General features: G+C 65.0%; 1 protein-coding gene. It reads left to right on the top strand.

Going from position 1 to position 565, the window contains the following annotated elements:
- On the top strand, positions 1–450 hold a 450-nt coding region (locus tag IEX25_RS19975), incomplete at its 5' end, for a threonine ammonia-lyase (RefSeq protein ID WP_188717480.1).
- Positions 451–565: the final 115 nt, after the last annotated feature.

Here is a 565-nt window from a genome sequence, read left to right as displayed (position 1 = left end):
GACATGGTGGTGGCGCCGATCGGCGGGGGCGGCATGATCTCGGGCACCTGCCTGACGCTTGCGACGCTGGCCCCGGAAACCAAGGTCATCGCGGCCGAACCGGAACAGGCCGACGACGCCTATCGCAGCTTCAAGGCGGGCCACATCATCGCCGACGATGCGCCCAGAACCATCGCCGACGGGCTGCTGGTGCCCTTGAAGGACCTGACCTGGCACTTCGTCAGCAACCATGTGTCGGAGATCTACACGGCGTCCGACGCCGAGATCGTCGAGGCGATGAAGCTGATCTGGAAGCACCTGCGCGTGGTGATGGAACCCTCCAGCGCGGTGCCGCTGGCGACCGTCCTGAAGAACCGCGACGCATTCGCCGGCAAGCGCGTCGGCATCATCATCACCGGCGGCAATGTCGATCTGGACAGGCTGCCCTGGATTGAAGGAATGGCATCATGAACGCACCGATCAAGACGAACGGCGTGAACCTCGACACCCTGGAGGTCGGCTTCGACGTCCCCGCGCTGCCGGGCATGGACGAGGGTGACATCCAGACGCCCTGCCTGATCCTGGA

Source organism: Paracoccus acridae (genome assembly GCF_014642735.1).
Taxonomy (GTDB): Bacteria; Pseudomonadota; Alphaproteobacteria; order Rhodobacterales; family Rhodobacteraceae; genus Paracoccus; species Paracoccus acridae.
Note: the sequence above shows the minus strand (reverse complement) of the source record. Positions and strands in the feature narration are given on the sequence as shown.